The organism is 'Fragaria x ananassa' phyllody phytoplasma, assembly GCF_018274325.1.
In the GTDB taxonomy this organism is placed as follows: Bacteria; Bacillota_I; Bacilli_A; order Acholeplasmatales; family Acholeplasmataceae; genus Phytoplasma.
Genome location: NZ_JAGVRH010000017.1, coordinates 1 through 6112, shown reverse-complemented (window position 1 = coordinate 6112; position 6112 = coordinate 1). Strand labels below are relative to the sequence as shown.

General features: G+C 25.6%; 10 protein-coding genes. 5 read left to right on the top strand and 5 right to left on the bottom strand.

Translation table 11 applies throughout. From position 1 onward, the window contains the following. The 5 genes from J8J04_RS02825 to J8J04_RS02805 all read right to left on the bottom strand — a co-directional run. Positions 1 to 249: HU family DNA-binding protein (locus J8J04_RS02825; protein ID WP_212332139.1), on the bottom strand; the 249-nt coding region annotated here is incomplete at its 3' end. A gap of 54 nt (positions 250 to 303) precedes the next feature. After that, positions 304 to 624 carry a hypothetical protein gene (locus J8J04_RS02820; RefSeq protein WP_212332138.1) on the bottom strand — a complete coding sequence of 107 codons (321 nt, stop codon included), beginning with the start codon at positions 622 to 624 and terminating at the stop codon, positions 304 to 306. Further along, positions 584 to 730, bottom strand: coding sequence for a hypothetical protein (locus tag J8J04_RS02815; protein ID WP_212332135.1), 147 nt, complete (start codon positions 728 to 730; stop codon positions 584 to 586). The genes J8J04_RS02820 and J8J04_RS02815 overlap by 41 nt, the downstream gene beginning before the upstream one ends. A 183-nt stretch (positions 731 to 913) precedes the next feature. Further along, positions 914 to 1249: a single-stranded DNA-binding protein gene (locus J8J04_RS02810; protein WP_212332131.1), complete on the bottom strand. Its 336-nt coding sequence runs from the start codon at positions 1247 to 1249 to the stop codon at positions 914 to 916. 177 nt (positions 1250 to 1426) lie between these two features. Beyond that, complete coding sequence (locus J8J04_RS02805) at positions 1427 to 2026, bottom strand: sigma-70 family RNA polymerase sigma factor (protein WP_212332126.1); 600 nt, start codon at positions 2024 to 2026, stop codon at positions 1427 to 1429. A 196-nt stretch (positions 2027 to 2222) separates the two neighbouring features. Between J8J04_RS02805 and J8J04_RS02800 the strand changes: the two genes are divergently transcribed. From J8J04_RS02800 to J8J04_RS03220, 5 genes are all read left to right on the top strand, one after another. Beyond that, a complete protein-coding gene (locus J8J04_RS02800) occupies positions 2223 to 2513 on the top strand; it encodes an HU family DNA-binding protein (RefSeq protein WP_212332123.1) in 291 nt (96 codons plus the stop codon). Between the two features lie 252 nt (positions 2514 to 2765). Next, on the top strand, positions 2766 to 3365 hold the full coding sequence (locus J8J04_RS02795; RefSeq protein WP_225885840.1) for a hypothetical protein: 600 nt from the start codon (positions 2766 to 2768) through the stop codon (positions 3363 to 3365). Between the two features lie 22 nt (positions 3366 to 3387). Continuing rightward, positions 3388 to 3741 (top strand): SVM family protein, encoded by a 354-nt coding sequence (locus J8J04_RS02790; RefSeq protein ID WP_212332119.1) that lies wholly within the window; start codon positions 3388 to 3390, stop codon positions 3739 to 3741. Positions 3742 to 4220: 479 nt separating this feature from the next. Beyond that, complete coding sequence (locus J8J04_RS02785; protein ID WP_225885839.1) at positions 4221 to 5411, top strand: hypothetical protein; 1191 nt, start codon at positions 4221 to 4223, stop codon at positions 5409 to 5411. An 81-nt stretch (positions 5412 to 5492) separates the two neighbouring features. Then, the coding region (locus J8J04_RS03220; protein WP_225885838.1) for a hypothetical protein at positions 5493 to 6112 on the top strand (620 nt) is incomplete at its 3' end.

Here is a 6112-nt window from a genome sequence, read left to right as displayed (position 1 = left end):
AGATAATTTGAAAGTGACTACTGTTTTGGATGGGATTTTGATTTTTTTACCTGTTTTAAGGTTGCGTCCTATGTAGGTTTTGCGTTTTTTCAAGATGAATTTACCTAATTTAGAAGATAAGATTACTTCTTCATGAGAAGCAATAGCCTCTATTAAAGTATTTTCGAAGTTTTTATAAAATGCTTCGGTTTTAGTGAATGAAGTTTGGTTAATTTTCGCTAGTTTTTTAATTAATTCTTTTTTAGTCATTTTTGATGTTCTCCTTTTTGTTTTTATTAGTTTTTTAAAATCTTTAAATGTTTTTTAATACAAGTCTGCATTACAAATTTCTTCAAATTCTTCATCATTTAATTGATATTCTTTTTGTATTTCAATTTTTAAATCAAATAATTTTGTTTCTATCTCGTCTTTAAATTCTTCTAGTTTTGCATCGATTTTGTCAAGGAATTTTTCTAAATGTTTAGTTATAAGGGTTTTGCTGCTCCTTACAAGTTCGTAAAAACTATCAAAACGACCCCTTTCTTCAAGTTCAAAAATTGTGGAGTCTAAATCAGCGTATTTCGCCATTTTGTTACAAAAGTTTTTATTTTTTAATAAACTTTCTTTTCTTGTTTTGCTTATCATTTTTGATATTCTCCTTTTTGTTTTTATTAGTTTTAGTTTTTGGTTTTAATTTACTGCGGTCTTTAAAATAGGTGCCGCGGTAGATTTCAGTCATGGCGTCGCTCATATTTTATCTCTCCTTTGTTGTTTTATTTAAAAAAATTAAGATATTTAATATCAATGTTTTTTATTTTAAAATAAAAAAAACGGTGCATAAAGATACCATTATTATAGAAATAGAACCTCTTCTGGGGGAGGTTCTATTTTCTTATATCAACTTAAGAAAATGAGTATATAAATAATGTGTTTTTTAAAAAGGCAAATTATCTGTTTGAGGTTTATTATCTAAAAAGATAACATTATGTACGATCACTTTTGTTGTTTTTTTCTTTTGGCCTTCGTTATTAGTGTACTTTTGGATTGATAATGTTCCTTCAATGTAAAGTCTAGAACCTTTATGTAAGTATTTATGGGTGTTTTCTGCTTGGGTTCTAAATACTACACAAGGAATGAATTGAACTTTATCTTTGGTTTGATTAACAGCTAATTGAAAATCGATTTTAGGGATTTGTTCGTTGTTGCTATTAATATATTGTTTTTCGAGGTCATGAGTGATACGACCAATTAATTGGACTTTATTTAACATTTTAATTCTCCTTTGTTATTTGAAATGTTAATTATTTTTAAATTGATAGTTATTTTTATTTTTTGTATTGAGTTTAAATTTGACATTAAGTGATAATAATATGAGGCAAAGATAATAAAAATAAACAATGCAAGAAAAATATTAAAAAATATAAAATAATTTCTATTTTCATATAATTTATTTTTTCAATTTATTGATCGCTATTTTTTTAATATTTTCTACTTGTCTTAAAGTTAAATTTAATTTATAAGTTATTGCTTGATTGGAATAACTAGGTTGATAATCTTTGTTAATATTTTCTAAAGGGATGCCGAAACTTAATCTAATAATATTGAATTCGTTTTGGCTTAGTTTGGTTTTTAGTTTTTTAAGCATTAATTCATGGTTTATTTGTTTTAACCATAATTGATGAGGATTAGGGATTTGATAATGCCAAACGTGTTTTTCTTCTTGAAAAGAAGTGTTATTGGCTTTATGAGTTTTTTGAGGGATCGAAGGGGAATGACTTTTTCTTATTAGTTCATTGATTTCTGATTTGATAGTTGGAGTTGCGTAAGCGATAAAGTCATATCCTAAATCTTGGTAATTATTTAAGGATTTGATTAACCCTAAAACTCCTTCTTGATATAAATCCTCTCTAATTAACAAACGCGGATAATATTTAAATCTTTTTACTATCTTATTTACTAACGGTAAATGTAAATTGATTAATTGATTACGAATTTCTAAATTCTTTTTATTTTTTAAAAATGCTTTAAATAATTCTTGTCTTAACATTTTATTCCTTTCCAAAAATATTTTTTGAAAAGATATGAAAATTATTTCAGTCTTTGAAAAGAAAAAAGACTAATGACTTAATCATTAGTCTTAAAGAATTTTTAAAAAGTAAAAATTGTCTAAACTTTTGGAACACAGTATTAAAACTAAAAAAGAAAACCACCAAAAACAAAAAACAAAAAGGAGAAAAACAAAAATGACTAAAAAAGAATTAATTAAAAAATTAGCCGAAATTAACCAAACTTCTATCACTCAAACCGAAACATTTTACAAAAACTTTGAAAATACTTTAATAGCGGCTATCGCTTCCCACGAAGAAGTAATCTTATCTTCTAAATTAGGTAAATTCATCTTGAAAAAACGCAAAACCTACATAGGACGCAACCCTAAAACAGGTAAAAAAATCAAAATCCCAGCTAAAACGGTCGTGACTTTCAAATTATCTCAAACTATCAAAGATAAAGTTAAAGATTTAAAACTAGAATAATAAAAATAACCAATTAAAAACGAAGAAATAAATGTCATAAAAGAAGAATTAAAGCAAAAATCCCCAAGTTACACCAAAGCCCAAGAAAGAATCAAACAAAAAAAGATATAATAAATTCCTTCAACCTATTACAAATTAATTTAATCAAACTTTTTCTTTGAATTTAAAATAAATAAAGTTGTATAATAGTAGTAATTAATTTCTTTAAAAGATAATATAAATTACTATTATTATCGGAAAGGTCCTTAAAGAATGAAATTTTTTAAAAAATATTCAATATTTTTTATTATTGTTTTTATTATTATAATTGTGATTGTTAATCACGAAATAAAACTGAAAAAAAATAACCAAACGAACAACTCATTATCTAATCAACAACAAAAATTAACTAAAGAATTAGAAGAATCAAATAAAGAATCAACAACCAAACATGAAATAAAAATTCCAAAATCTAAAATTAAAATAACTCAAGCAAAATATGATCAAATTGCATCTTATATCTTCTCTGAAACCGATGATAAAACTTTATTACCAAATAATATTACCGAAGAAGAAAAAACTGAAATCAATGAAATTAAAAATAGTTGGAATTTATTGTTAGAAACTTTTAAACACGATAAAAAAACAATAAATGAATACCAACAAAAATGTGATATTTATAATAAACAAATAAGTGAACTTGATGACAAAAAAGATGAAATCGAAATTAAAGCATTAAATTCACAATTAAACCTTGCTGAAAAATCTAAAAATAGAGAACAAAAAAATTATGATAAAAGGTTTTTAGTTGAAAAAAATAGTATCTTACACTCCCTCAACTCCCTATACGAAATCACCCCATCTGAGGGATAAAAAAATAAAGGAGATTTAATTAATGTTTCGATCAAAAAACCAATTTAAAATAATTCATCTTTGTTTAATCACTTTTATAGGATTATTATTTATTTTTAATAATCATCAAGTAATGGCGATGAATAATAATGAAGCTGGCCCAAGCAATAATCCATCAATTGAAGAAATGATTATTGATACAAAAAATAAAATTCGCGATAATGCAAATAAAAAAGTTAATATAGAAAAAGAAATATCACAAGAAAGAAATAATCAAAATAATCTTCAAAAAATTGAAAATCTTACTCAAATATCAAATAATTTAACATTATTAATTAAAAATCAAAAAGAACAACTAAAAACCTATAAAACACTTTTAAATATTTTAAATGATTAAAAAAATATTTTAACTTGTATGCTTATCATAAAACCAAAAAGACCCTCCTCAGGGTCTTTTTCTTTTACCCAACCCAACAACACAATAATTGGTTAGGTCATTTAACTAAAAATCTAAAAGGAGGTAAACAAACTATGATTAAAACTAAATCCCTAAAAAAGTTCTTTTATTAACTATTTCTTTATTAATCTTTATATTATCCCATAAAACCATCTACGCTCACAGCTATTTTCAAAAACAAACAAAATCCCAAATTAAAACTAACAGACTATGAAACTCTTCAACAAGAATGGTTAAACACCCAACCCAAATTCAAAAGACAAGACATCAACGTCCTAGATAAAAAAGATATCCCCAACATCTTAAAATATTTCGATATCCAAACTTCCATCTATGGCCTTGAAGAGCCCTCATACAATCCTTATAATAAACAATTTTTTGATCCTAAACTCAAAAACCCTCATCAAGGCCTTTTAGGATTGTACTTTAAACATAGAACTAATCCCTTTAATATCAAATACCCTTATGATGAAGATTACGAATACACTCTCGAAGACCTCCTCAAATACGAAATCGCCATCGAAGAAGTCTTTGTCTTTTGGGATGTCAAACAAAAAACTAACAAAGATAACCCTAATATACAATTAATAGTTTCTAATATCTTCATCGGTCAAAACAAAGAAGAAATAATTAATCAATACTTAATCAACAACAACATCATAAAAGAACCCAAACTCATCAAATTAGGTTGTTACAACGCCACACCTAATACTGGTTTGGTTGTTCCCTTACCCCAAGAAATTCTAAATGATGTTCAAATCGACGCCATTTATTTCGATGATGGTATTCGTATCATGAATGAATCACCAAAAAAACAATTCTTAAAGGAATTCATAAAAACTTTACAAAAAATCCAAAAACGGAGAAAAAAACTATTAAAAGAAATTGAAGTTGATAATTTGAAACAACTCATAAACGAACAAATCAAAAAATACGAAGAACAAATAAGCACCTACAAACAAGAAATTGCCCAACTCCCAGGAAATATCGAAGATCTCTTAAAACTTTCCAATGGTGCCAAAAACATCTATCTTTTTGTTTTCGAAACTCAAAAAAAACCAATCCACATTAATCTCCCAGACTCTCTTAACCCCTACGAAGCTATCCGTGATTGGAAAAGAGATAACGATTTATATGCTTATAAAAGAGAATACAACAAACAAACTCACAATGGTAATAATCTTATAACTATTACTGAACCTTCTTATAAAGAAATTAATATATCATATACTGTTAATTTAATAATAAACACTTTCGAAACCGAAGATAAAATATATCGTATCATTTGTCAAGATGTACAACCCAAAAGAGATATTTTAATTAATTATCAAAAAGATTATGTCAAATGGTTAGAACAATGTTATATCCAATATGGCTGTACTTACCAAGGAGAAACAATTAGAAACAAATTAGGTCGTTTATCTAGAATTCTTTATGATGAAAACAGTAAGACACATTATTATAAATATGAAGAAGGTTTCTTGAGTGATAACTGGTATATCGACGACTACGATTGTTGTTCTGGTGGTGATCGTTGGCAAACAAGAACCTATTATCAATTTTTAGACACAACCCCGCCTCCTAAAAAACCAGATATCCTCAATTCTTAATAACAAATTATTTAAAAACTCTATTATTAGATATAGTTTTTTTATTTAATTTACACATATCACGAAGGAGGCGATAACAAATTGACTCTTAAAAAAAGCAAATCCATGTTTACTGTGTGTATATTATTATTTTTTCTTATCCAAACAAATTTAATATTTTCTTTACCTAACCAACAAACTTTTCAACGTTGTAATGCTTTTAACTATGGAGTAAGCATCAATATTATGAATAATGATAATTTACCGAATGAAGCATTAACCGCCTTAGAACAAGAAAATATTCAATTAAAGAAATATTTATTACAATTAGAAAACCAAGTTTTAAAAGAACAAATTAAGCAAAAATCTTTACAAAACAATAATACCTCAACCAAACCTTTAAAAAATAATTTCTTTACTAAATTTTATTATTATTTGCATCAACTATTACATTTAACTAACGATAATTTAACTTTAACTAATAGTATTATAGATTTAGCCAATATTCAAAGAAAGGAACTATTAAATATGTTCGTAAAAAAACTCTTTCAATCTTTACCAAATAACATCATCTTTTTCATCATTATCTTTATCTTATTAATACCTTTAATTTTTATTAATTATTTAATCAAATGCTATCTTTTGACTTATCAATTAAGCATCCAAAGATTAAAAAAAGGAATAGTAGTTCAGTTCTATCAATATCTAACCACTACTAAACA

Coding starts and splice junctions, on each gene's coding strand:
- J8J04_RS02820 (WP_212332138.1), bottom strand. CDS start 624: ATGATAAGCAAAACAAGAAAAGAAAGTTTATTAAAAAATAAAAACTTT.
- J8J04_RS02815 (WP_212332135.1), bottom strand. CDS start 730: ATGAGCGACGCCATGACTGAAATCTACCGCGGCACCTATTTTAAAGAC.
- J8J04_RS02810 (WP_212332131.1), bottom strand. CDS start 1,249: ATGTTAAATAAAGTCCAATTAATTGGTCGTATCACTCATGACCTCGAA.
- J8J04_RS02805 (WP_212332126.1), bottom strand. CDS start 2,026: ATGTTAAGACAAGAATTATTTAAAGCATTTTTAAAAAATAAAAAGAAT.
- J8J04_RS02800 (WP_212332123.1), top strand. CDS start 2,223: ATGACTAAAAAAGAATTAATTAAAAAATTAGCCGAAATTAACCAAACT.
- J8J04_RS02795 (WP_225885840.1), top strand. CDS start 2,766: ATGAAATTTTTTAAAAAATATTCAATATTTTTTATTATTGTTTTTATT.
- J8J04_RS02790 (WP_212332119.1), top strand. CDS start 3,388: ATGTTTCGATCAAAAAACCAATTTAAAATAATTCATCTTTGTTTAATC.